This is a genomic window from Centipeda periodontii DSM 2778, assembly GCF_000213975.1.
Lineage (GTDB): Bacteria > Bacillota > Negativicutes > Selenomonadales > Selenomonadaceae > Centipeda > Centipeda periodontii.
The window spans coordinates 1882185-1907497 of record NZ_GL892076.1 but is presented as its reverse complement, the minus strand read 5'-3'; the positions used below and the strand labels follow the sequence as shown (position 1 = coordinate 1907497).

Annotated in this window: 21 protein-coding genes and 2 pseudogenes; 14 read left to right on the top strand and 9 right to left on the bottom strand. The window is 50.0% G+C overall.

Going from position 1 to position 25313, the window contains the following annotated elements; genetic code table 11:
* Window positions 1-34: 34 nt before the first annotated feature.
* Window positions 35-148, bottom strand: a complete 114-nt coding sequence (locus HMPREF9081_RS14755) for a VOC family protein (protein ID WP_342621210.1) — start codon at window positions 146-148, stop codon at window positions 35-37.
* 442 nt (window positions 149-590) lie between these two features.
* Here HMPREF9081_RS14755 and HMPREF9081_RS08660 point away from each other — a divergent pair, with 442 nt between their 5' ends.
* The 6 genes from HMPREF9081_RS08660 to HMPREF9081_RS08635 all read left to right on the top strand — a co-directional run bounded on the left by HMPREF9081_RS08660 (window position 591) and on the right by HMPREF9081_RS08635 (window position 8558).
* Window positions 591-1358, top strand: coding sequence for a hypothetical protein (locus HMPREF9081_RS08660; RefSeq protein ID WP_006306798.1), 768 nt, complete (start codon window positions 591-593; stop codon window positions 1356-1358).
* A 90-nt stretch (window positions 1359-1448) separates the two neighbouring features.
* A complete protein-coding gene (locus HMPREF9081_RS08655; protein WP_006306797.1) occupies window positions 1449-2219 on the top strand; it encodes a MurR/RpiR family transcriptional regulator in 771 nt (256 codons plus the stop codon).
* A gap of 234 nt (window positions 2220-2453) precedes the next feature.
* Entirely contained in the window at window positions 2454-4565 is a 2112-nt protein-coding gene (locus HMPREF9081_RS08650; protein WP_006306796.1) for an alpha-glucoside-specific PTS transporter subunit IIBC, read from the top strand.
* A gap of 13 nt (window positions 4566-4578) precedes the next feature.
* Entirely contained in the window at window positions 4579-6243 is a 1665-nt protein-coding gene (locus tag HMPREF9081_RS08645) for a glycoside hydrolase family 13 protein (RefSeq protein WP_006306795.1), read from the top strand.
* A complete protein-coding gene (locus HMPREF9081_RS08640) occupies window positions 6240-7013 on the top strand; it encodes an HAD-IIB family hydrolase (protein WP_006306794.1) in 774 nt (257 codons plus the stop codon). Before HMPREF9081_RS08645 ends, HMPREF9081_RS08640 begins: the two co-directional genes overlap by 4 nt.
* A 243-nt stretch (window positions 7014-7256) precedes the next feature.
* Window positions 7257-8558, top strand: a complete 1302-nt coding sequence (locus HMPREF9081_RS08635) for a hexokinase family protein (protein ID WP_006306793.1) — start codon at window positions 7257-7259, stop codon at window positions 8556-8558.
* 152 nt (window positions 8559-8710) lie between these two features.
* Here the strand turns inward: HMPREF9081_RS08635 and HMPREF9081_RS08630 are convergent, their stop codons facing one another.
* A complete protein-coding gene (locus HMPREF9081_RS08630) occupies window positions 8711-9646 on the bottom strand; it encodes an aldo/keto reductase (RefSeq protein ID WP_006306792.1) in 936 nt (311 codons plus the stop codon).
* A gap of 181 nt (window positions 9647-9827) precedes the next feature.
* On the opposite strand from HMPREF9081_RS08630, the gene HMPREF9081_RS08625 reads away from it, so the two are divergent.
* The 3 genes and pseudogenes from HMPREF9081_RS08625 to HMPREF9081_RS08615 form a co-directional block, all read left to right on the top strand.
* Window positions 9828-10772 carry a Dyp-type peroxidase gene (locus tag HMPREF9081_RS08625; protein ID WP_006306791.1) on the top strand — a complete coding sequence of 315 codons (945 nt, stop codon included), beginning with the start codon at window positions 9828-9830 and terminating at the stop codon, window positions 10770-10772.
* A 207-nt stretch (window positions 10773-10979) separates the two neighbouring features.
* Window positions 10980-11225 carry a membrane protein gene (locus HMPREF9081_RS08620; RefSeq protein ID WP_006306789.1) on the top strand — a complete coding sequence of 82 codons (246 nt, stop codon included), beginning with the start codon at window positions 10980-10982 and terminating at the stop codon, window positions 11223-11225.
* A 387-nt stretch (window positions 11226-11612) separates the two neighbouring features.
* Window positions 11613-11861, top strand: a pseudogene (locus HMPREF9081_RS08615) (nuclease); the annotation flags it as partial.
* Window positions 11862-12041: 180 nt separating this feature from the next.
* Here HMPREF9081_RS08615 and HMPREF9081_RS08610 read toward each other — a convergent pair.
* The 6 genes from HMPREF9081_RS08610 to HMPREF9081_RS12810 form a co-directional block, all read right to left on the bottom strand.
* The gene (locus HMPREF9081_RS08610) at window positions 12042-12314 is read right to left on the bottom strand and encodes a type II toxin-antitoxin system RelE/ParE family toxin (protein WP_006306787.1); all 273 of its coding nucleotides are present in this window, start codon (window positions 12312-12314) and stop codon (window positions 12042-12044) included.
* A complete protein-coding gene (locus HMPREF9081_RS08605; RefSeq protein ID WP_006306786.1) occupies window positions 12307-12600 on the bottom strand; it encodes a type II toxin-antitoxin system RelB/DinJ family antitoxin in 294 nt (97 codons plus the stop codon). Before HMPREF9081_RS08605 ends, HMPREF9081_RS08610 begins: the two co-directional genes overlap by 8 nt.
* Window positions 12601-13012: 412 nt before the next feature.
* Window positions 13013-13873: a MotA/TolQ/ExbB proton channel family protein gene (locus HMPREF9081_RS08600; RefSeq protein WP_006306784.1), complete on the bottom strand. Its 861-nt coding sequence runs from the start codon at window positions 13871-13873 to the stop codon at window positions 13013-13015.
* A gap of 102 nt (window positions 13874-13975) precedes the next feature.
* On the bottom strand, window positions 13976-15223 hold the full coding sequence (locus tag HMPREF9081_RS13930; protein WP_006306783.1) for a hypothetical protein: 1248 nt from the start codon (window positions 15221-15223) through the stop codon (window positions 13976-13978).
* Window positions 15224-15529: 306 nt separating this feature from the next.
* The gene (locus HMPREF9081_RS08590; RefSeq protein WP_006306782.1) at window positions 15530-16198 is read right to left on the bottom strand and encodes a metallophosphoesterase family protein; all 669 of its coding nucleotides are present in this window, start codon (window positions 16196-16198) and stop codon (window positions 15530-15532) included.
* Between the two features lie 18 nt (window positions 16199-16216).
* A complete protein-coding gene (locus HMPREF9081_RS12810; protein ID WP_050795021.1) occupies window positions 16217-18349 on the bottom strand; it encodes an AAA family ATPase in 2133 nt (710 codons plus the stop codon).
* A 214-nt stretch (window positions 18350-18563) separates the two neighbouring features.
* Between HMPREF9081_RS12810 and HMPREF9081_RS08580 the strand changes: the two genes are divergently transcribed.
* From HMPREF9081_RS08580 to HMPREF9081_RS08570, 3 genes and pseudogenes are all read left to right on the top strand, one after another.
* Entirely contained in the window at window positions 18564-20021 is a 1458-nt protein-coding gene (locus tag HMPREF9081_RS08580) for a helix-turn-helix transcriptional regulator (protein ID WP_006306780.1), read from the top strand.
* Between the two features lie 367 nt (window positions 20022-20388).
* Complete coding sequence (locus HMPREF9081_RS08575) at window positions 20389-21393, top strand: PDDEXK family nuclease (RefSeq protein ID WP_006306779.1); 1005 nt, start codon at window positions 20389-20391, stop codon at window positions 21391-21393.
* Window positions 21394-21621: 228 nt separating this feature from the next.
* Window positions 21622-22073, top strand: a pseudogene (locus tag HMPREF9081_RS08570) (PD-(D/E)XK nuclease family transposase); the annotation flags it as partial.
* Here the strand turns inward: HMPREF9081_RS08570 and HMPREF9081_RS08565 are convergent.
* Window positions 22042-22668, bottom strand: coding sequence for a helix-turn-helix domain-containing protein (locus tag HMPREF9081_RS08565; protein WP_006306776.1), 627 nt, complete (start codon window positions 22666-22668; stop codon window positions 22042-22044). The pseudogene HMPREF9081_RS08570 and the gene HMPREF9081_RS08565 sit on opposite strands and share 32 nt — an antisense overlap.
* Before the next feature lie 133 nt (window positions 22669-22801).
* Between HMPREF9081_RS08565 and HMPREF9081_RS08560 the strand changes: the two genes are divergently transcribed.
* A complete protein-coding gene (locus tag HMPREF9081_RS08560) occupies window positions 22802-23539 on the top strand; it encodes a hypothetical protein (protein WP_006306775.1) in 738 nt (245 codons plus the stop codon).
* A gap of 114 nt (window positions 23540-23653) precedes the next feature.
* The gene (locus tag HMPREF9081_RS14565; RefSeq protein WP_006306774.1) at window positions 23654-25297 is read left to right on the top strand and encodes a hypothetical protein; all 1644 of its coding nucleotides are present in this window, start codon (window positions 23654-23656) and stop codon (window positions 25295-25297) included.
* Window positions 25298-25313 lie beyond the last annotated feature (16 nt).

The window sequence follows — 25313 nt, the reverse complement described above, 5'->3', positions numbered from 1 at the left end:
ACGCCTTATATCCCCAGCCCTAAAGGGCGGGGCTTTACGGCGCATTGGGGTAACCGTCGTTGGCAGTGCCGTTCAGATACTTTACGAAGAACTCCTTGGCTGCCTCCAAATCATTCACATACATAGCAACGTGCTCAATCTTCATCATACAGCCCTCCATTATATCATTTCGTAACCTCATGAAGTGAACAGTTCTCTGCGGTATGGCACTATTCCTGTTTGTCTCAAAAAAATTCGGTGGTTTATTGTAAAATGAAATCGAACGCAAAAAAAAGCAGAATATACACTCCCAATCTGGTAAAATATCTTTGATCAAACACCACACAAACCCATCTAAATTTTTGAACATCTCGAAAGGTAAAAATTTTAACATCAGATATGCTATACTATCATCAGCAAGAGAGGATATGAAGCGATTGCCAAACAGCATGGATTATGTTCAGACTTGGGCGACACTTGAAAAAATCGATGCATACTAAAGATGGTTTTAGGCAATAGAGGAGGATATGACCGATATGATTTTTATAGTACAGTGATATTTGTATAGGGCTTTGAGGAAAATCCGATCTTGACTGAAATGAGGGAGAACAATGTTTGAGGAAATGTTCAAAGAGGAAGAAAATACTTCTTCGGACAATGAGATGGACAGAGGAATCCGACTTACCTGTGCGGATGAGAGCGTGTTTTCTGCACTCGCTCACTATTATTCCCGTACAGAGAAGGGGGAATCCCTATGCGGTATGCCCGTGCATCTCTTTTATCCGAACGAGGAACAGGAGCATGAGGCTTCTGCGTCCATCGATGAGGTGGCTTGGCGGAATACCATGCTGATTTCGGACGTGCAGGCAAAAAGCCTGCCGACTGCGGTGCTAAAAGAGCAGGATGTCCTTTGTGTCTACCGCACGGATTCTGAGGAAAACTTTATCGCTTGCGCAGAGCGGTTGGCTGCCTTGCAGGAGGATGACGGTGACCGATGCGCAAGACCTGCTGTTCTTTGTTTTGTGGATGCCGATTCTGCGAAGGCTTATATTTGTGGGTCGGGCTTGTGGGCGCCGCGTCGATCTCAAGTAGTGGGTGCGACATGGGACGATGTTTTACCGCTTCTTGCATCGACAAAGGGGAATCTGCGATGGATCTCGGGAGCAATTCTCCCGTGGGAGGAGATGCCTGTGCGGAACAGCGCAGCGCGGGGCGTACAGCTGATTTTCAGAGGCTCAAAGGACCTTTCCATGTTCGATGTGATGGAAAAATCGGAAGCCATCGCCGGTCGTTTTGCGGATGGGGTCAATGTTCTATGGCAGATTGAGGTACATGATAAGAACGAAATCCTTGTTTTTGTCGCACAGACCATGTCCTAAAAACCACAGCGCCCGAAGAACAGTGAATTGCGCCCTGTTTGTATGCAGGGAATCAACAGAAAATAAGTTATGTTATAAGGAGAGAACGAGATGCAGCTTACGGAACGAATCAACGCGCACCTGCGCGATCTCAGCGATGCAGATCGGTGCATCTGGCGCTGGATCGACAGCAACCGCACGGCGGCAAGCCGTGTCTCCATCCATGAGCTTGCGCGTGCATGCGCCGTCTCAAGCGCGTCCGTCGTGCGCTTTGCGCAGAAGCTCGGCTTTGACGGGTTCGGCGAGATGAAGGCATTCATGCGCATGGAAAGCACGTCGCAGCCCATTCCCGCAAAGGATATAAGGAGCTCGCTCGGCAGCTTCTACGATCAGACATGGCGCGAGCTGATGCGGCGCGACTACACGCGTGCAAGCCGCCTCATCCACGAGGCGCATCGCATCTTTGCATACGCCTCCGGCTATGTGCAGACGAATGTCATGCAGGAGCTGAAGCGCCTCTTCGTCTACGACAACATCTTCATCTACGAGATCGCAGGCCGCGAGGAATTCTACTCCGTCTATCAAGCGGCGGGTCCCGATGACCTCTTTATCTTCGTCTCCCTCTCAGGCGAAAGCGAGCGCGTCGTGGAGTTCGCCGACCGGCTCAGCCTCAAGGGCGTCCCCATCCTCTCCATCACAGAGATGCGGCACAACACGCTCGCCTCCCGCTCAAGCGAAAACCTCTATGTCACGCCCGCCGCGTTCGATTTGCCCGAGAACGAGCAGCGGCTGCAGTTCAAATCCATGCTCGCCTACTTCCTGCTGCTGGAAATATGGTACGTACATTATCGGCTTTATGTGCAGGAGTTGACAGAAAAATGACGAAAAGAGAGCATGATACCCCATACTCACAAAATCTGCCTGTAACATTTTTCATCCCATGTACCACAGTACAGTCTCCGTACATCTCTCCCAAATGCCGCGAAGCTATTGCGTTCGCGGCATTTTTACGCTATCTTATAGACAACGGATTTCATATTAGTTTCAGTTTCATTCTCGGGAAGCATGGGCTTCCCTGCCGCAGGGGTTTGGTTTTTGGGATAAGGAGGAACGCACATGGCACTCAGCAAGGATGTCATCATGCAGAACATGCAGCGGTTTGGCGGCGCGATGTATACGCCCGTCATTCTGTTTGCATTCTTCGGACTTACGGTGGCGGTGTCCATCGTCTGCAAGAACGAGGGGCTGCTCGGCAGCATCGCCGCACAGGGTACACTCTGGTACGATTTCTGGTTCGTCGTCGAACAGGGTGCGTGGACGGTGTTTGCGCAGATGCCCATTCTCTTCGCCATCGCCGTGCCGATCGGCTTTGCAAAAAAGGAACCCGCGCGCTGTGCGATGGAATCATTTGTCATCTATATGCTGTTCAACTACTTCATCTCCGCGTTCCTCACGCTCCACGGCAGCGCATTTGGCGTGGACTACAGCCAACAGGCGGGGCCCGGCACAGGGCTCGCGATGATCGCGAACATCAAGACGCTCGACATGGGTATGCTCGGCGCGATCTTCATCGCCTGCTGCACGGCATTCCTACACAACCACTTCTATGACACGAACATCCCCGACTGGCTCGGCATCTTCAAAGGTCCCGCGTTCGTCGTGGCGATCGGCTTCGTCGTTATGATCCCGATGGCACTTCTCTTCTGCATCGTCTGGCCGGCGGTACAGCACGCCATCGAGCAGTTCCAGTTCTTCCTCAAGACCAGCGGCATCCTCGGCGTCTGGGCATACACGTTCTCGGAGAAAATGCTCCTGCCGGCAGGTCTGCATCACTTCATCTATCTCCCGTTCATGTTCGGTCCTGCGGTTGTCGACGGCGGCATCCAGGCATACTGGCTCGGACACATCAATGACTTCATGGTCAGCGGTCAGTCCCTGCGCGAACTCTTTCCCGAGGGCGGCTTCGCCCTCCACGGCAGCGGCAAGGTCTTCGGTCTGCCCGGCGCGGCACTCGCGATCTATATGTGTGCGAAGCCCGAAAAGCGCAAGAAGACTGCCGCCCTTCTCATCCCCGCGACCATCACGGCGGTTCTCTGCGGCATCACGGAGCCGATCGAGTTTACCTTCCTCTTCGTTGCACCGCTTCTCTATCTCCTGCACGCCATCCTCTCGGCGACGCTTTCTGCAACGCTCTACGCAATCGGGCTCTCGGGCAACTTCGGCGGCGGTCTGATTGACTGCTTCGTGCAGAACTGGATTCCGCTCTTCCCGTATCACTATGCGACGTATCTCATGCAGATCGGTGTGGGACTGTGCTTCACCGCGATTTACTTCTTCGTCTTCCGCTTTGTCATTCAGCTCAAGGACTACAAGACACCCGGCCGCACGGACGACGGCGTAGAGGACAAGCTCTTCACGAAGGCGGACTACAAGGCAAAACAGGCGGGTGCAGCAGGTGCTACGGCAGCCGCTCCCGGCATGAAGCTCGATGAGCGCGATGTCAAGGCGCGCGCCTTCCTCGACGGTCTCGGCGGCGCGGCAAACATCAAGGACGTGACGAACTGCGCAACGCGTCTGCGCGTCACGGTCAACGATCCCGAACTCGTCGCTCCGACGGGTGCATTCACCGAGGCGGGCGCACATGGTCTTGTCCGCAACGGTCATGCATTCCAAGTCATCGTCGGTCTCTCCGTCCCGCAGATCCGCGAGCGCTTCGAGGCGCTCATGACCGCTCCTGCCTCCGATGTGGACGAGGTCGCGGTCGGCACAGAGAAGTCCTTTGCCATTACGGCTGCTACAACGGGTCATATCATCGATATGAGCGAGGTCAAGGACGAGATGTTCTCGCAGAAGATGATGGGCGACGGCGTTGCGGTCGAGCCGACGGAGGGCGTTGTGGTCGCTCCTGCGGATGCCGAGGTCACGATGGTCATGGAGGACAGCCGCCATGCGGTCGGTCTCCGTATGGACAACGGCGCGGAACTCCTCATCCATATCGGCGTGGACACAGTGAAACTCGAGGGCAAGGGCTTTGAACTGCTTGTCAAGATGGGCGATCGTGTCAAGGCGGGTGCGCCGCTCGTGAAGTTCGACCGCGATGTGATTCATGCGGCGGGCTATCAGGACACGGTCATCATGGCGGTCACGAACTCCGCTGAATATCCGCTCATGAAGAAGATGACGGACATGGACGCCAAGGCGGGCGAAACTCTTGTGCTGACGTTCTAAGAAAGGAACACCGATGAAAGCAACGAAATGGTGGCAGAACACCGCTGTCTATCAGATTTATCCAAAGAGCTTCAACGATACGACGGGAAACGGCACGGGCGACCTGCGCGGCATCACCGAGAAGCTCGACTATCTGAAGGATCTCGGCGCGGGTGCACTCTGGCTCACTCCCGTCTATCCATCGCCCATGGTCGACAACGGCTATGACATCAGCGACTACACGGGCATCAATCCCCAGTTCGGCACGCTTGCCGACATGGAGGAACTGATCGCGGAGGCAAAGCGCCGTGACATCCGCATCGTCATGGATCTCGTCTACAACCACAGCTCCGATCAGCATCCGTGGTTTATCGAGTCGAAATCAAGCCGCAATAACGCAAAGAGCGATTGGTACATCTGGCGCGATGCGAAACCGGACGGCAGTGCGCCGACGAACTGGCGCGGCATCTTCGGCGGCTCTGCGTGGACGTACTGCAAAGAGCGCGGGCAGTACTACCTCCACACCTTTGCCGAGGCGCAGCCCGATCTCAACTGGGAGAACCCGGAGGTACGCGCAGCCCTCTTTGCGGCGGCGAACTTCTGGCTCGACAAGGGAGTCGGCGGCTTCCGCATCGACGCGATCACCTACATCAAGAAGCCCGCTGTCTTTGAGGACGGCACGCCCGATGCGGCAGACGGTATGGTGAGCGTCCACACGATGACGGCGAACACGCCCGGCATCCTCGACTTCCTCCACGAGTTCCGCAGGGAGGTCTTTGACGGGCACGACATCTTCACCGTCGGTGAGGCAAACGGTGTCTCGGTCGCAGAGCTCCCCGACTGGGTCGGCGAGAACGGCGTATTCTCGATGCTGTTCGAGTTCGCGCACGTCCTCGTCCCATACGAGGGTGGCGAATGCTGGTCGAAGATGCTCCCGTGGCCGCTCACAAAGCTCAAGGGCGCACTCTCCGCGAGTCAGGCGGGCGTTGCCAAGGAGGGCTGGTACCCGATCTACTTCGAGAACCATGACCGCGCACGCTCCGTCAACTACTTCTTCCCGCACGGCGGGGATACACGGCTCGCCGCAAAGGCACTCGCAACCATTCTCATGACCCTGCGCGGTACGCCCTTCATCTACGAGGGCGAGGAGCTCGGCATGACCAATGTCAAGTGGGATACGATTGAGGCATACGATGACATCTCCTCCCACGGTCAGTACGAGCTTGCGCTCAAAGAAGGCTTCAGTCCCGCCGAGGCTCTGTCCTTTGTCCACTTCAACAGCCGTGACAACGCACGTACGCCGATGCAGTGGGACACGTCGAAAAATGCGGGCTTTACGACGGGCACGCCGTGGCTGCCTGCAAACGAGAACTACCGCACAATCAATGCGGCGGCAGAGCAAGCGGATGCGGATTCTGTTCTCTCCTACTACAAGCAGATCGTCCGTCTGCGCAAGACGAAGCCTGTACTCCTCGACGGCGTGTATGAGGAATTGCTTGCGGACAACGAGCAGATCTATGCGTTCTCACGCACGGCGGGCAATCGCCGCATCGTAACGGCGGTCAACTTCTCTACAGAGGAGGCGCAGCTTCCCGCAGGATTTTTGAAGGGCGTGCGTCTCATCGGCAGCTATGCAGATGCACCAAAGGCTGCGCTCCGTCCGCTCGAAGCGGTTGTCTATGAGGAGGAAGTAAAATGAAGGTAGCGGCAAGCGATTACGACGGCACGCTCCTCCGGGGCGGCAAAATCGACGAGGAGACGAAGGCGGGCATCGCCCGCTGGCGTGCCGCAGGGCATAAGTTCGGCGTCATCTCGGGACGCGACTATGGGATGCTCGTCCCGCAGCTTGAGGCGTATGGTGTGGAGTTCGACTACACCGTCTGCAACAACGGCGGTATCATACGGGGTGCGGATGCAGCCGTCCGATTTCAGGCGGAGATTGATCCTAGTGCGCTCACGGCGATTGCGTCGGAGTCGAGCGCACAGAAATCTTTCCACTTCGCCTTCTCTGCGGCAGATGTGACCTACCTCTGCCACCATTCCGAGGGTTCGTGGATCGAGCGCGAGGCAAAGGACTGGGATTTCCCCATCGTCTACATCGAGGAGAGTGAGATCGGAGGACTGACGGGGATTCAGCAATTCTCGCTTGGCTTCCACGAGCCCGCGCTGTCCGACGAATGCGCGGCGGTGCTGAACGCAAAACTCGGTGACAAGATTCACGCATTCCCCAATGCGTGCAGTCTCGACATCACGCCCGCCGGCATCAGCAAGGATCAGGGCATCCATACCCTCCTCTCTGTCATGGGATGGGACGGCGCAGAGGTGTTCGCCATCGGTGACGAGACGAATGACCTGCCGATGCTGAAGGCATGGGATGGTTACTCTCTCACCACGGCGCGCCCTGAGATTCAGGCACAGGCAAAGCAGGTGTTTCCGAGCGTCGGGGCGATGCTCGATCACTTCCGTTAAAAGGGAATATAGGAAACAGATTTAGGGCAGTACAAGCCCCGCGCGAACACCTCGTTGCGCAAATGGTCGCGTGCTCGTCCGCCTAAATACCGGCGCACTTCTTAAACGCGCTACGCTTGAACGAAAGAAGTACGCCGGGGGCGGGTCGCACGCTTTCCCCGTTTGCTCCACTAGGGTTCGCTTTGGGGCTTCGCACTGCCAAAGACCGTCACACAGAAACTGTTCCAACTGGGAGGAGTTATCATGGGATTTGATCGTGAAAAATTTGACGAGATAAAGGCAGCCTTTACCTTGGACGACGATGCTCTCCGCAAGATCGCCGATGATTTCCGCGCCGATATGTGCGCGGGGCTCGCCGGCAAAGAGGGCGCAACGCTCCGTATGCTCCGCTCCTATGCAGGGCTTCCGAGCGGCAAGGAGCAAGGTTCCTTCCTCGCGCTCGACTTCGGCGGCACGAACGTTCGCGCCCAGCGCATCCTCCTCAAGGGCAGCGGCGAATACGAGGTGCTGAGCAGGGTCGCAAAGCCGCTCACACTCCCCGGTGTCTATGACTACGTGAGCGCGGATGCGACGGCAGAGGAACTGTTTGACTTCCTCGCTTCCATCATCGACGAAGCAATCGACGGGAATCGGGAGACGAAATATCTCCTCGGACATACCTTCTCCTTCCCCTCACAGCAGACCAACCTCAACAACGCGAAGCTAATCGTCTGGACGAAGGAATTCGCCACGCAGGGGGTCGAGGGCAAGGTTGTCAACGACCTCCTCAAGGAGGCACTCGCACGGCGCGGCATGACCAACGTCACACCTGTCGCCGTCATCAACGATACGGTCGCGGTACTGCTCGCGGCGGCGTACAAGCACGAGCACACCTACATCGGATCGATTTACGCCACGGGGCAGAACACCTGCTACTACGAGGAATTCGCGGACGGCAGTGAGCCGTCGACCGTCATCAACATGGAGTCGGGCGGCTTTGGGAAGCTGCCCTTCTCCAAATACGATGAGATCCTCGATAGGGAATCCGAGCAGCCCGGCGCACAGCGTCTGGAAAAGATGGTGTCGGGACGCTACCTCGGAACGCTCTACGGTGCAGCACTTGCCGATCTCCTCAGTGCGGACGGGATCTATCCATTTTCGAGCATCGAGCTCTCCGAGATCATCACCGATGCCTACCTCGACCGCCATGCGGCAGGTGCGGTCATCGAGGCAAAGACGAGCATGACCTTCACCGCCGCCGAACGCGCCCTGCTGCAGGAGCTCGCAACCGCCGTCATCGTCCGTTCCGCACGCATCGTTGGGGCGACTTTCGTCGCGATCATTCAGCACCGCATGGGCGAAAACGAGCTCGAGAACCAATTCGTCGCCGTTGACGGCTCCGTCTATGAGAAAGTCCCGCTCGTCGCACATCACCTGCGTGGTGTGCTCGACACCCTCCTCTTGGACGAGGCAGTCAACGTCAAGATCATCCTAGAAAACGCCGGCTCCGCCCTCGGCGCAGCACTCGCGGCAGCCATGACAGGACGAAATGAAAGCATAAAATGAAGTGGTTCATTGTAAAATGAAACCGGACACATAAAAAATAGGATAAAATGAAGACTGCCATCTGGACGTATCTTTTTTGCCCGCTCAATGCCTCCTTGTTCGGACGAAAAAATCTACGCCAATCTGGCAGTCTTCATTTTGTCAATGGCTCCTTAAATCATCTCTTTTTCCCATAAACGTATGGTGTTGAAGTCGAGCTTGTCTGCCGTGCTCTCGATCAGCGCGATCTCCTCTGTTGTGAGGGTTATCTTCATTGCCTGCACGGCATCTGTGACATGGCTCTTTTTGGTCACACCGATGATGGGCAGCGTGCCCTTGTTGATTGCCCATGCGAGGGGGATCTGCGCGATGCTGACCTTGTACTTGTCTGCGAGCAGTTTGAGCGAAGTGTTCAGCATCTCGATTTTATCCATGATGGGATTGTAGATTGCTGCACGTTCAGAGTTGTTCGGCATAGGATTCAGCGTGCTGTACTGCCCCGAGAGCGCACCCTGCTCGAGCACCATGTACGAGAAGAATCGGATGTCGTTTGCGCGGCAGTAGTCCAAAATCCCCGACTCCTCGGAGGAACGGTTCATGAGACTGTAGTGGTTCTGTACCGCACCGAGTTTTCGCCCGTGCGCGCGAAGGATTTTGTCCGCCTCCTTGATCTCTGTGAGATTGTGGTTTGAGACACCGATCATCGGCGCATCGGCTTTGCCCTCAAAGAACCTCGCTATGCGTTCAATCCAACGCGGAGCTTCTGTTGTGTTATGCAGCCAGTAGATGTCCATGGTCTCCACGCCGAGCATCTTCCGCTGCATTTCCCACATATCCGCCACGGGGGTGTCCGAGGACGGATCCAAGCACTGTGGCGTGAGCTTGTCCGCGATCAGGTAGGAGTCGCGTGCACGTCCTTTGAGGAATGCACCGAGCATCTGCTCCGATGTGCCCATGCCGTATGCGTACGCCGTATCCCAGAGATTCAGCCCGTGAGCCATCGCATCGTCAAAGACGGGGCGCAGCTGCTCCTCTGTGTAGTTTGTGCCGAATGTGCCATCGTTGCCCCATGCCCATGTACCAAGCGCGATCTTTGGCAGATCTGTCATTGTGGATCCCTCCCATTTTGTAGAAACAATTCTCTTGCTACGAGGTATAATTTACTGCATGAGGTATTCGGTGCATCAGAGGTGTTTTCCTTCTGTCGATAGTTTTTTTCTTGCCTTGCATGGAGAAACAGCGTACAATCAAAGCGGAAGTTGGATGTATTATGGTATAGGAGGGAGACCTATGGAGGTCAATGCAAATCTTGCGCAGGATGTGTTCAAGGATGCGGGGGAGAGCGTCATTTTCGTTATGCTCTCACTGAAACGCGAGGATATTGAGAAGGAGCGGGAGATCATCGCCGATATGGCAGATCGGATGGAGGCGATTCAGCGCTCGATGAACATCCGCGTCGCACCGGAGACGGTGAAGCTCTCGTTTGGGTTCAGCAACCGTGCGTGGGAATATCTCTTTCCAACGGCAAAGAAGCCGAAGGAACTTGAGGATTTCAAGGGGGTAAACGGAGTACATCACACAGCACCTACGACACCTGCCGATCTCTTTCTTCATGTGCGCGCGGGTCAGGCGGCAACCAGCTATCTCGTCGTCGATCAGATCATGGGCTTCCTTCGTCCTGTCGTAAACGTTGTAGATGAGACACATGGCTTTCACTATCTTGAGGGACGTGCAATCATTGACTTCATTGACGGAACGGAGAATCCCGTCGGTGAGGAGGCAAAGGAGTGGGCGATCATCGGTGCGGAGGATCCGGAGTTCATCAACGGTTCCTATGCCTTTGCACAGAAATACATTCACGACCTCGACGCATGGAGGGCACTCCCGACCGAGGTGCAGGAGAAGTACGTCGGTCGCAGGAAATACAGCGATCTCGAACTCTCCGACGAGGAGAAGGATCCGCGTGCGCACAACATCATCTCGCAGGACAACCGCGATGGCGAGGAGCACAAGATCGTGCGTATGAACGTCGTCTTTGCGAATCCGGGCGAGGGGGTGCGCGGCACCTATTTCATCGGCTACGCACGTCACTGGGATGTGACACGGCAGATGGTCACCAATATGTTTACGCAGGATGACCGTTTGCTCGAGTATTCGACCGCCGAAAAGGGGCAGCTCTTCTTCATCCCGTCGAAGGAGCTCCTTGGACGTATCGCCGAGGGAGAATTGTTCTGAATATATCGGTATTCCATCGGTATACATTGGGGAATGTGGTATGCGTCAAGAAATTGTGTGGTACAATATTGAGGGTTGAAGGATCATTGATCTGTTTTGAGGGAGGGGAACACGATATGGAAGAAGTATTGAAAAAAGCAGAAGCTGAGGCGGAGCATCTGGAAGAGAAGGCTGTGCAGATTTGGGAGGAAGCTGGAAAAAAACAAGATGAAAATCGTTGGCGTAATTGCCTCCGGTCTGTCCATCTGTATGTACGTTTCCTATATTCCACAGAATCTTGGAAATCTGTCCGGTCATCAGGGAGACTGGATTCAGCCGTTCGTCGCCTTCATCAACTGCACGATGTGGGTCGGATACGGATTTTTCAAAGAGCATCGCGACTGGCCGCTCGTAATCGCCAATTCTCCGGGCATCATCTTTGGTCTGACGGCTGCGATTACCGCCCGTCTATAAATGTGTATACGAAGCAACAAATACAAATAATGTGAATCTCCATGAATGACCAGCCCATCCGTATGGATGGGCTGTTTTCTATGTATGTCGGTTCCATTCGTCATATTCGACGTTGAGGTGGATGTATCATTCGGGTTGCCGGGATTTGAATTGGTGGGGCTTCTCGATACGTCGGTGAAAGAGTCGAAGTTACCGTATTGCGTGCGAACGCAACACGGACCTTTCCCTCTAGTATCATTTTGATAGCGGCAATGAACGACGTAACGTTGATAACGATATAATGTAATGATGAAATAAGGACGACTTAATTTTCAGCCTTGACAATGTTTGCTGCAGTGCATACTATGATAATAGAACAAGGATGAGGAGGATAGCGAAGGGAAGCTCTACAAGGCAGAAGTAGAGGGGGTAAATGCCATGTGCGAACTGATGGAAAAATTTGGAGAGAAGAAATTGGAAGAGGGGCGTATGGAGGGGCGTGCTGAGGGGCGTGCTGAGGGGCGTGAGGAAGGTCGCATTGAAGGACATCGTGAGGGAATGATCGATATGGCACGTTCCTTACTTACGCTGAATGTTCCTGTCGAAGTGATCGAGAAGTCGAGCGGTTTGACGCGTGCGGAGATTTTGGCGTTGTAAGACACACATTCTGAGTAGATTTGAGATCCGTTGCTCTATTTAAAACTCTACCCGAGGGAAATTTCGCCGTTGACATTCGGTCGGCGGAATCCCTCGGGTTTTTTCATGTCTTATTAGGACATGTTGATTAATGTGAAAACAACGAACCACCAAAATAAAAAGCCGACTCCAGTGAATCGGCTAGAAGAGATCGCTATGCGAGCCCGTGCGGGAAGCGGTCAGAATCAGTTTTCCTTTGTCGATGGCATACACAAGTAACCAGTCCGGCATGATGTGGCATTCACGAAAACCAATGTAGTCACCAACCAGAGCATGATCCCGATACCTTTCGGGCAGTTGTTTTTCCACGCAGAGCATTTGCAGAACATCATCTAGCTTTTGCATATCTGCTCCACGTTTACGTAGCTTCCTTAAATCCTTGCGGAACTGCGTGGTGGTGACGAGATCAAGCATGAGCGTCCTCCGCATCCAGATCATCCATCAGTGCGGACAGCGACGGATAATGCTTCGGCTCGATTTTACCATCCATGATGTCGCGTGCTTCCTGCATAGCAAGAAGCGTTTCTCTGTTGTAACGGGGCTGTTTTGGTTGGAAGGGAAAACCTCCCTCCATGATGGATGCATGCAGAAAGATGTTGATGGCGTCGGTCACGGAGATACCGAAACTGGAAAAAACGGTTTCAGCTTGCGCTTTGATTGTCGGTTCGATGCGCATATTGATTGTTGCGGTCTTGGACATGGTGCATAACCTCCTTTTGTTTATTGTAACGCGAAAGTGAAGCAAATGCAACACGTTCTTGTCCCCAGGGGGCGGTCAAATCTCTAAAACCGCGCCATTACTGGATCGGGGAGGGGGCGCACGCACAAAAACGTCGGTTTGTACTAGTCAACAAAAACTGGACACAAAAATCTAAAAATTATCTATGGAACCTTGAATATCATACAGTTCCATCGAAGATATGGTACTCGGAATACCGATAGAAACCTTTCAAACGTTACCCGCGATGGTCTGGGCAGCATGCTCTCGCTTAGGTGCAAACCGTTCCCGATACTGCTTCGGCGTAAGGTATCCAAGCGTATACGCCGGACGTTCTTTGTTAAAGGAGCGGATGCAAAGAAAAGCAAAAATCAAATGTCCGCCATCGTTCCAATCATAGCTGGTAAAGGCAAATTTCGCGAATAGATTTCCCGATGTTTTCTGCGACGTCGGAAAAGTCATCTGTAGGTTGTGTTTCTCCGATATCTTCAGGCAGAGGCATTTGAGAAAAATGCGCCTGTTCTTTCACTGTTAAATAAGGGATCTGGCTGAGAGCCGTAGCGATCGGGGATTTCCCTTGCTGGATGCAATCAAATCCGATCTGTATTTGCCGATCAATGAGATTACGGCGATACAGAATATGGCGCATTTTGCCAGGAAGCAAGCAAAGAACAGATATGGCGCATATTGCACTAATTAGCGTCGTGCAAATCCATACACCGCAGCGAAGGTCAAAGGCTGCATCGCCACGCAATAAAAGCATACTGCCACAGCCAACACAACTAATAACAGTGACTGCTGCGAGGTATTTTCCCGTTTGTAAGATACGTCCGATCTGCTCACGGTAACGCTGACGTAACGCATAAGAGACAGAAGAAAATTCTTGTTGAACAAATTCCGGCGCAATACCGTCAATCATCATGTTTTTTCCCATGCGGTAAAGACCGTTTTTGTAGTGTGTGTCAAAATTTTTCTCCAACAAGGAAAGGATGCCCTTGCGCCGAGAAATAATACTCATGGCAATAAAGTACCTTGCGAGCAACAAAGGCTCATGTGTCGCTGTCGTATTTTCTGTTTTATAGATATCAAAGTCGCTTGTTCTTAAATGGGAAGGAACGCTCCAAGGGAAGAAAGCAATATAAAAACCAAGGAAAACAACCAGAGGGGAAAGAGGAAAGCCTCCGTTAAGCAGATCAATCATTCCTCCTAGGGAGAGAACGGAGCCTATAAGCAGAAAAATGAATACTCGTTTCATGGCGGTATGCCTCCTTATTGTGTCACAATCATCCGGATAGAAGTTCCCCAATTCTGCACTTAGCCGCTTCTGTTTCGATCCATAGAGAAAGAAACGCTGCGGTTATGGTTCCGATAATTCGTTTATATGCAGACAAATTTGTGGGCTTAATCCGTTTTCCAAAACAGATGCACGTAAATTTAATGGCAAATCGAGATAATATCGATGAAGGGAGCGAAGAGCCTCCGTGTAGCATGGCTGCCATTCGGCAAGCAAACGATAAAAAATTGGCGAAAATACATCTTCTCCCGATTGCTGCAAATTCCATTGACAATAAAAGAAAAGAGCTTCCCAATCGTTAAATAAACATAGCTTATCCTTACGAAATGCAGCCATGGCGGCATCATCTTCAAAAAGTGATTTGTCATAGGATAAGCCATTGTTTTCCCATACATACTCCCCCTCCAATCTTTGATCCATTTCTTTGCCGCAGAACGTTTTTAATCCGTAAAAGGATTCGATGAGACATTCATCTTGAAAGCCCAGCCGTCTCAGACGCAGGTTTAGAATAAACGTATAGGGATTTTTTAGCACCTGAGATAAAAATGCTTCGTTGCTCACGAGCTGAAGAGCTTCGCATATTTTAGAAAAACCTCGCCGATCATCACGGGTGACAATGCGATAATTTTCATTGATATTAAAATAGTTTCGCATCAGCCACAGTATAGGGGAGAAGGGGTAATGGAGCATGGCTTTCAAGCATTCCGGATCGGAATACTGCCCATAAGAAACAATTTTTTCCCAAGAGAATGGCATCTTTTCGCCATAATACTCTTCGGCAATTCCTTGCAGCTTGGTCAAGGCTGTAATAAGTATGGTTGTGGGAATTTTTTGGCAGAGTCCGATTTCTATTATTTTTTCTTTGACATACGCGACGGATATACTATGAAAGGATCGTCCATAGACATGAGGAACAAGTACTCTTCCCAGACGATTGTCGTAGCCATCCCCCAAACCAATGACGACACGGTCAACGGCGATCATCAATCGACCTCGTGACCGTTCTTGGCTGATATGCCAACGAAGATCGAACAAATCGCGCCTTGCATCTTGATCGGCCGTAATATCTATGGCACCAATGGGAATAACCGCCCCGGATAAGATACAGCCGTCTGTTGTACTTACTTTGCTGTGGCTCAATGTTTCCACGGTCTCGTAAGTATGGTGAATAGGACACCAAACCATTTGCTCTTTATTCTCTATCAAGATGATTTGCGGCACGTACTCTGCCAGTGTTCCTGAAAGCCCATGACAATTTGTTTCCTGCCATGTCTTTTGGATAGCGTTGTAGGAAAAAAAGTGATCTTCCATAAGGTTTCCCTCCCATATATCTCATATAAGGTGATCGGGCTGAATTTATCGATGCTCACGTATATTCTACACGCAGAAAAGCTCTTTGAAACTACGGCCGCACCGTGCCCTTTTCGTGATCCGACAATGGTGTCGGCTTCCCAGTGTCCGATTTCCGTACCTTTGTCCGCAACGGCAGGACGCTCCTCTATGCTGCGCCCTTTCAGGCGCCTATTCGTGCGGTTTCGCTTGTGCTTGCGCTTTCGTCCGAGCGCTTGCGGGACATCGAACAGCGTCAGCGGAATCCTGCCCGCCTACAACATAAACTTATAGTCCACCGTCACTCTGCCAGATCCTGCCGGACAACACATCGACACAGGACACAAGACCGTGTGGCATATAAGAGCCGGTATCCATTAAAATCATGTTGTTTCTGATAATGGGCACAGTTTTCCCCTGTTCTATATACTCCACGTTGGTATGACCGGCAATAATGATGTCCTCGCCATCATAATAATCATAGAACTCTTCCCGTATCCACAGAAGTGTTTCCTCGTCCTGTAACTCCAGAGGAATATCGGGATCTACTCCGGCATGGCAAAAGAAGAAGTGTTTGCCATTGGCATTGATACGATACGATAATGGTAGTTCCTTTATGAAGCTCAAAAAATCCCCCTTTAATGTCGAATCTTCCTCGTCCAGTGCGTCGCGCGTTACATCACCACCGTTCCAGAGCCAAAGATTGTTACATCCTCCCTCACGGTAGTAGTCCAGCATCATTTGTTCGTGATTGCCCCGCAATATGATGATATGCTCGTTGTTTTTATGTGCAAACAGCCATTTGAGTACATGAAGGGGAGCAGATCCACGATCAATATAATCCCCAAGAAAAACCAGCAAATCTCGCCCTGGCTGAAAATCAATCTGTCGGTAGAGTGACACGAACTTATCCCACTCACCGTGAATATCTCCGATTGCTAGTATTCTCTTGTACATAAGCGCCTCCTATTCGCTTTACACGGTATCACTTGCGAGTCTCATCTGAAATCCCATTTGAGATTTTGGTTTCACCTGCGAAAGTTTTATCGGCATGAAATCCTCCATTGTAAGACATACGGCTTTCTGACGTGTGATTTCATGCTTTTTGGACATTGCTATCAGTCGTTCAGCTTGGCGCATCATAGCTGCCTCCAAAAGATTTCGCACATAGCGCCCATTGCCAAAATTATCTTCCTTGACAACCTCTTGGAAAAAGCAGCGGCACTTTCTCAAAATACCTGGATTCAATCGAAGTTCCCGCTCCTTTGCCATGAGGCAGAGGATTTTTACCAGCTCCTCCGTATTGTAATCCGGGAAATTAACATAAAAGGCAATACGGCTCTTTAGCCCCTCGTTGCTTTCGATCAACTCTTGCATCTTGCCTGGATAACCGGCAAAAATAACCACCACATCATCTCGATGATTTTCCATTTCCTGCACGATGGTGTTGATGGCTTCTGTGCCGAAGCTGTTGGATCTGTCTACCAAGGCATAGGCCTCATCAATAAACAGCACGCCTCCAGAGGCTTCTTGAAATTTCTGTGCCACAATTTTTGCTGTCCAACCCACGTATTTTCCAACTAAATCACTGCGCCCACATTCGATGAATGCGCCGGTGGAAAGAACCTGTTCTTCCTTCATGATACCGGTGAGCAATCTTGCTGCCGTGGTTTTTGCACTGCCAGGGTTTCCTGTAAATACCATGTGAAGTGCCCCTCTGTTTTCCTTCAAATTTAAGCCTCGCCGAATTTTTTTCATCTTATGGGCAGCAACGATGCGCTCGACCAGCGATTTTATCTCTCTCAATCCTACCATTTGCGATAATTGCAATGTAGGATTGGCATTCTTGCAGGACAATTTGCCAAGGCCGGCAGATCGCGTATGGATGTTTTGGTAAGCGGGATAAAAATCCCTATGGAGACGCATTTTGCAAAGACGATCAAAGATTTCAATGGCATGTGTTGGTGTGTAGATTCCTTTCGGAACGACTTCCCGAAGATCGTCATCCTCGAAAGAGGGGAGGCCTTTGAGTGTCGATAGGTTATTTAAGTAGTTCCGTGTAGCCGTTTCATCCCCGCTTCCCTCATATAAGGGGACGACATCGACGATATTGGCCAAGTCCCGCTCAAAATTCTTTTCCCAATCACATTCTTCCTCGGATATTTGCACGAAAATAAATAATGTATATCGATGGTGTTTCACCGTTTCTTCCAGCCAGAATCGTGAGATGTCCATTTCACTTGCTCCCAACCGAAGCGGTCGCACGGTACGAGCGACAGAGCCAGGGAGTTCTGCTGCGACGGCTGTGTATTTTGCAGAATCTAAGAGGGTTCGGATGGAACGCTCATTGCCACTGGCGCCATCGAAATCACAGAAATAGTTTATGCGTTTTGAAAGGATACGTCCATTCGCATAAAGTCCACCAACCAAAGCATCGATCATTTCTTGTGCGGCAGGACGGCTGGAGGCATGGATACTGTAGTGGACAGGGTGCTCCAAGAAGGTTTTGTGATTGCCGCTGTGATAGATACGTATCATCTCTTCCTTGAGGGAGCGGTGTCCCATGATTTGACGAATATGTAACATCGCCTCGTTCTTTTTTTGCCAAATGGTCGTTGATATATGCTCTTCCATACGCCATCCGTCTTTGCGGCGGGTAAGATCCAACTGATCTTTTACCGTGGACAGTCCTATATCGGAGTAGAAACGAAAACCGCCACGCAACATATCGTTATCCTCACCTTGTAACAGTACGTTACAACAATCTGACATTGTAGTCTCGCGAATCTCTATCACTTGGCATGAAGAAATACAATTTCCCGTCTTGTGTAGAGAATATTTTATCTCATCTTCCGCCAGATCCTGCGTCAAGTATTGATGGCTAATTGCCACCAAATGGGTTGTTTCTCCCGTTTCCTGATAGGCAAAAAAGGCCAAGGATGAACTGAAGAAATCTCGGCTCATCTGCTGATTAAATGACTTCCAGTCTACTTTCGGCGGTTCTTCCTTGCCTTTCATTCGTGGATGCCGCGCTTTGTTGTGCATCACCGTTATCTCTATGGGCGCGTTTTCCAGTGCAAGCTGTAAGGAAATTTGATAGACAAGCATTTGTAATACCTCCCTGCTGTTAAGGTCAAACATATCATAGCACAGGAGTTTTGTAGATGGGGAAGGATAATCCTTAACCACGTCAAATTTGATAGACATAAAGAAATCACTCTGGCAAACGAACCAAGGATGCGATAGACTAAACTCAGGAAAGAGTATAGTTTACTGTTTCTGGACTTCAGTATCGATGTATATGGACGGGAGATAGATATAGATGTCGAAGAATAAATTTTATTCCGAAAAAGTGATCCAGTTGCTTCTTCTGATTGATGCATTAAAACATAGTAGTCACGAAAACACGAAAAAAGTGGTCGAATTGCAAGAGAATCTTGAAGGGGCTTGGCAGGAACTGTTTCCTGGTGTTCCTATGTCTCCTCTTTCGGCGTCTACCATTGGTCGCCATATTTCTGATATGAATGCTACTGGGCTTTATGACATACGAACCTGCAAAAATATGCGAGATGGATACTATTCCAACCGTGTGCTTTTTGATGCCGGAGAATTTTCCATCATAGCTCAGGCGCTCTATCGCAATACTACGCTGACGATCAACGATACCAAGCGTATTGTGGAGAAGTTTCTCAATCAGACCGATGACTTGGGGGAGGGGCATCTTAATATCCTGAGCAAACAACTTTATCGTATGCAGATGCGCCGTAAGACCCAGCGGGATACGTTGCCTACGATTCGGACACTCATGAAGGCGATATGGGAAGGGAAGCAGATTGCCTTTAAATATAGCCACTATAAATTCGAGGGACGAATCGGCATCGAGAAAGTCGAGGTCACTACCGCCATCAAGGACGATGCTACCGGGACAGCCAAGACATTTTTTGTGTCACCGTACTTCCTGGTCTGGGACTCGGAGGCGTGCTATCTGATCGGCTATGTGGAAGATGATCGGCGGAGTGCACAGGTCAAGGACTGCAAAGGAGAAAAGAAAAGGCATCTTACACATTTTAAGATTTCTTTGATCGGGAGCGGCATTCACCTTCTTAGCCGTCCCCGCACTCCCATATTCTATATGAAGGAATATCCCCGCTACAGTATGACAAGAACCCTGCCGGAGCAGAAGGCAATGATAGAGAGAGAAAAAAAGCGCGACCCGAACGATATCGAGCGCGCAGTACTGGACAGCGTTGCCCTGACAAAATTCTCACTGGATCGTTATCTGCGGGAGAATCTCTACATGTACCATGATGATTCCGATGTAGTAGATGTAAAACTCCATTTTTGCGAGGATTTTGTCGGTGAGCTTATGGAAAGATTCAATTTGGATCAACAAATGCTCCAGGCAGTGCGCACAAATCGCTGTGACGCGCACGGCAGACGAATCTGCTCCGCTATTATCACCGTGCAGCCGAATGAAGGGTTTTACCGATGGGTTATGGGGCAGGGGGGGAATGTAACAGTAGTGGAGCCGGCGCACATTCGACGAGAAGTCCGAAACAGGCTATATCATGCTTGGAATACAATCAAGCACTATGAAAAAAGTGATAAGAAAGATCCCATCGACTTTGAGGAATTAAAAAAGAAGAAGAGGGAAGATGCCCAAAATGAAATGATGTACGACGTTGCATTGAGCATAGAAATGGAACAGCGTAGTAAGACCGACAAAGCATCTGTTATAACGGACATTCTAAAAGGGAACAGGAGTGATAAAAATGTTTGAACATGGTTCTACCACGGTACCAGCAGACTTTCCTTGGTGCGGAACCTGCCGCTATTGGAATGGGAAGAAAAAGTGCAGGAGATTATCCCTTGTTTTCCAGCAGCACGACTTATATGGACAGTGAGAGCGGGTAAGAAGTGTGAAGAGGCCGTATTTATTGCAAGGAAGGCGACTTATCAGGTATGTAAGAATCGTTGATAAGATAAAGTCATCTAGACAGACGGATTCCCGTCAATCAAGGGCGGTGCTCTCCTGACAGAGATATGTCAAAAAGGAGGAATACTATATATAAGAGTCGAAATTAGAAATATAGTATTTATCTGTATTGATGGAAAAATGTATGTGAAACGATGAAAGGACTGTCATTATGCTGTATAAACTCTCGACTGGAAAAAATAGAGGAGCAACCACAAAAGCGAAAAGGATTACATTGGCTGATATTCAATGGGCGGAAAAAGATTTGGAGAATTTGATATCCCAAAATATACATGATCTCATTTACTCAAATGATCTCATGACTATTTTTACAGAGCGTCCACGTCAGGAAGAGCCGGATATTCTTGCTTTGGACGCAACGGGAAATCTGTATATATTTGAATTGAAGCGTTGGTCTGGGAAGTCTGAGAATCTTCTTCAAGTATTACGTTATGGGCAGCTTTATGGAAGAAGCGATTATGATACGTTGAATGATTTATATCAGAAACAACATACGGGTAATGGGAGCTTACTTGATGTACACGCAAAATATTTTGATCTTACGGATGGCAATAAAATAAAAGAAGAAGATTTTAATCAAACACAGAAATTCATTATTGTCACAAATGGATTGGATCAGGAAACGATTGAGGCAATCTCCTATTGGCGGGGAAATGGACTAAAGATAGACGCAATTACTTATTGGGTCTATGAAATTAATAATGAGCATTTTATTGAGTTCGATATGTATTCTCCGGTCGAAGGCTTCCTTGCTTATGAAAGCTGTGCCTTTGTACTGAATACAAACAGCAGTAATGATTCTGCTTGCACCCAGGAAATGATACAAGAAAAAAAGGCTGCTGCCTATTATCCCGGTTGGATGGAGAAAATCCAAAAATTACAAAAGGGGGATTGTGTGTTTCTTTATCAGAACGGCATTGGTATCATCGCCTATGGGCTTGCTGATGGAAAGCTAAGAAAGAAGGATTACGATGGGTATACGGATTATGAGTATTATATGAACCTAATGGATTTCCAAACATTGAAGACGCCGATGTCTGCTTCCGATATGAGAAAAATTGCAAACAAGGACTTTCCGTTTCGTATGACAATGTACTCAATTAGTGAGGAGACAAAGGAAGCCTTGATTAAAGATATAAAGGAAAATCGGCTATAGTAGATTGTATTTTTTTCCAAATACATTTTGCTGCTTATACAAAGAAAAGCATTTTTCGTTCTTTAGAGATTCCATTCGCCCTACCTAGCGTTTGGAATCTCTTTTTTGTTGCAAAGAATCATTAGGCAATCCCCTTCATCTTGTGTTATAATTTTCTTATATTTGAAACGTGGGAGGGAAGACCGTTGTTTACAAAGACCTATGGTGCGGCGACCCTCGGGATAGATGGACGGATGTTTCAACGTATGCTTTGATAACTATACCGAGGGAATGCAGCTTCTGTTACGTATCTTTTTTGGACGAGACGATCTCGTTGTGAAGCATGTCGTCACGCAGCAGAGCGCGGACAATCTCTACGGTCGCGGCGTGCGCTTTGACGTGTTGGCAGAAGAAAGCGAGGGGAAGCTCTACGACTGCGAAGTTCAGCGGCGAATGAGGGAGCAACTCCACGTCGGGCACGTTACAACAGTAGCATGATGGATTCACGGGAACTGGCACAAGGAGCAGAGTTCTCGGCACTTCCGGAAACGTGGGTGATCTTCATTACAGAAAACGACATATATGGAGCGGGCTGCCCGCTTTACCATGTCGAGCGAATCATAGAAGAGCTTCAGCGACCATTTGATGATCGGGCGCATATTCTTTACGTCAATGGAGCAAACCGTGAGGACACACCACTCTTTTGACCGCCGTTTTGTCGCGACCGGGTTCGACATCGAAGACACGGCGCTTGTCTGCGTCGATGGCGACGGTGACGTATTTGTGCCCACGCCGAAAGGATGTCTCATCCATGGCGATGGAGCAGGTATCGGAAAGATCCATACGATTTACCGCGTCATGCACCCAATACGTGAGGATAGCGGCGAGCGACTTTTCGTCACAGCGAAGCAGACGGGAGGCTCTGGCACGAGGAACGTCTTGCAAGAGTAGCATGACGTAGCCTTCGAACAGCAGGGTAAAGCGACTGTTCTTGCGCTCAAACGGCGCGCTCACCTGCACGGCGCCGCATTTGTCGCAGAGAACACGGGGACGCTTGCAGTGGACATAACAGGGATAAAACAGGCAGTCCGCATGACGCCAGATACGTTCCTTCGGCTCGTAGCCGTACCGTTTGGTCGGCGCACCGCAGACAGGACAGCACAGCGCAGCCGTCTTGTCTACGCCCACATATATATGGATTGCCGGCTCTTCCTCGTTAAATTCTGCGCCTATGATATACCATGGATCCTCTAGCCGCAGTGATCCTGCGAGCATCTTGTCAAAATTCTCGACCATTTGTCATCACACTAGACGATTATACCATTTCCACTACTTCGGGAGTAGAGCCAAATTATAGTGCCCAAAGGATAGTGAATTGAGCCGGCCCTATTTGTATGCAGGAAATCAACTTGGTGAGGAGAGCGCGAAAATGCGAGTGTACGAGGGCGCACGCGAGCTTAGAATTGCGTGCAAGCATGATGATTTGCTGCCGTCATTGCGGGAATACGATCCTCATCGGGAGACCTGTGAGATCGAATGCGGTATTTCTGTAAAGCAGTTCTGTCGAGGGACAGAAAAAACCGATTTGACACATACCGAAGACGATGTTTGGGTCTGGCGTATTCTCTTGATGGCGGATGTATCCGTGGCAGAGATCCCTGTCGAAATACTCAAGAAGCAGGATATGGTGCTTGTCTATCGGACAAACAGCGAGGAGCAGCTGGCCGAATGCGTGCGACCGCTCTTTTCTCTGCAGAAGAGGGAGCCGAGTGAGGCCGTATGTCATCCTGCAGTCTTTTGTTTTGCCAATGTGGATGCAGCAAAAGAGTTTATTCGCTTCATTGGATGGCAGATGCTCGCTGATGTTCAAGTGATTGATATTGACTTCGATGATGTAATCAAGGCATTCGCATCACAGCGAGGGCATATTCTCTGCATATCCAAGAAAATACTCATTCCGCAGGAAGAACTATCCACAAAAGATGCAGAAGTACAGGGTGTTTTGTTGATCTTTAGAGGGGATGAGCAGCTTTCACTGTACGAAGTATGTGGACAAGCGGAGAAACTATGCAGCTCTTTTCACGAAAGTGCAGATATTATATGGACTGTCGAAATGTGTCCAGAGCGAAGTGTAACCGCACTTCTTGCTAAAAGACTGATCGATTAAGATTTTGCTTGTGCAATGGATTATGATAAAACGAATGGCATAGAGAGGTGCAGCATTCAAAGACTTGTGCGCGGAAAAGGCACATGGTCAATCGAATGATGGAGGGATAAGGAAATGTCATCCTACAAGGAAATTTGGGATCTGCGGATTACCTGTATCGATGAGAATTTGGTCCCTCCTTTGGAGCACAATTATTCCTGCGTTACGGAATGCGATCCCCTATATGGTTTGCCTGTGCGACGGTTTTATAAAGAGCGCAAAAGATACGAAGGGGATGATGAGCCGTACGTGATATGGAAGGGGGCTTTAGACAGAGAAAGCTGCGAGGACGATGTGGACGAGGATGAAGTATGGCTATGGCGCGTCTTGTTGGTCTCGGACACCCGCATCGCAGCGATGCCGCCGGAGATATTTGAACAACAGGATATGCTTCTCATATACCGTACAGCTTCCGTGGGGGAATTTATTGAATCCGTGCAGCCCTTATTGGCGTGGCAAACAGATGAGTTCTATCGACATTTGAATAATCCAGATGTTTTTTGCTTCGCAGATGCGGATTGTGCAAAGGACTTTATGCACTGGTTTGGACTGTGGTGGGGCAAAAGCTGTTATGAGGATATGGGGGACTTGGACTATTCGCATGTCAGTAAAACGCTGGCATCGCGTGATGGGAAAATTCAATGTATCTCGGAGGCAGGAGAATTGCCTGTCCGCGATGAGACAGTAGAGGGCGTGCTGATCTCTTTTAGTGTGGACGAAGAACATTCTCTCATCCCAGATGAAATGCTGGAATGGTGGGATATGTCAGAGCAGGAGGATGTTCTTTTCGATTATATTAGCGAAAAAGTGCAGGAGATGACCCCTTGCTTCCCGGCAGCACGATTGATATGGACAGTGAGAGCGGGTAAGAAGTGTGAGGAGGTTGTATTTATTGCAAGAGAGATTGTACAAGGTCTGAAAATCATGCCTCATATCGCGCTGCAGGTTGCCAGTGTCGACGAGAGTCTGTTTCCTGTGCTGGAGGACTTCCATTCCAGCATGAAGGTATGTGACGCAGTGTGTGGCATACCCGTGCGGAACTTTTACAAAGATGTGGATCTCAAGCACTTCCTATCTATGGAGGATGATGGATGGTATCCGATTATGATTCTGTTGGTTTCGGACGAGCATGCAGTGAATCTCCCAGCCGACATATTATGGAAGCAAGATATGATCTGCATATATCGAACATCCTCTGAGAAAATACTCCATGATTCCATGGAAACCATGCTTGCGCGGCGAAAGAATGAGTGTGATGGGCATGTGGACGGTACGGGAATCTTCTGCTTTGCGGATGTGGCTTGTGCGAAAGATTTTATCCGCTGGGTTTCCATATGGAATATACAAGAGGATTATGTTAGATTAGACTATATGGATTTTTCTAATAGCTTAGGATCGCAGGAAGGAAATATTCGATGCATCTCCGAAGCCTTCCTGCTTCGACAAGGAAAAATGCCAGAAAAAGATATAACCGTCCAGGGCGTATATGTTGGTTTTGGCATAACAAAACAAGATGACATGATTGATGTATTAGAACGGGCAGAGTTAATCAATAAGTCCTTTCCAATGGCTTATATAATTTCGACGGAGACTTTTAGCGAAAAGAAGGAGGAGTCCACATTCATCGCTAGACAGCTGATTTCTACATCAGATACGGAAGCTCAGGTACCGAGGTGGTCTTGCAAAGAGGCACGGCCGAATTGGATGAAATTGCTCTGATGTTTGGAGGATATTT